Consider the following 472-nt stretch of genomic DNA (forward strand, 5'->3'; position numbering starts at 1 on the left):
GCCATCGGCGAGACCGAGGTCGCTTTCGGCACCTTGCTGATGCTGGCGCTGTACGCGCTCACCTGGTTCGTGCTGCGCGAAACCGCGGCCGGCCGGCACATCTATGCGGTGGGCAACAACGCCGAGGCCACGCGGCTGGTGGGCATCGCCACGGAGCGCGTGCTGCTGACGGTGTACGTGGCGGCCGGCGCGTTCTACGGCATCGCGTCGCTGCCCGCGGGGGCGCGCACCGGCGTGGGCGACCCCAACGCCGGGCAGACCGAGAATCGCGAGGCGGTCACCGCGGTCGTGCTCGGCGGCACCAGCCTGTTCGGCGGGCGCGGCATCGTGCTCGGCTCGCTGGTGGGTGCGCTGATCGTCGGCGTGTTCCGCAACGGCCTCACGCTGATGGGCGTGTCGTCGATCTATCAGGTGCTGGTCACGGGCATCCTGGTGATCCTGGCGGTGGCCACGGATCAGCTGTCACGAAGAG

Annotated in this window: 1 protein-coding gene; it reads left to right on the plus strand. The window is 70.6% G+C overall.

Features of this window, described 5'->3' with window-relative positions; translation table 11 throughout:
* The coding region (locus CS062_RS25350; RefSeq protein ID WP_143742548.1) for an ABC transporter permease at positions 1 to 472 on the plus strand (472 nt) is incomplete at both ends.

The sequence above is a fragment of the Roseateles chitinivorans genome, from assembly GCF_002761755.1.
Taxonomy (GTDB): domain Bacteria; phylum Pseudomonadota; class Gammaproteobacteria; order Burkholderiales; family Burkholderiaceae_C; genus Roseateles; species Roseateles chitinivorans.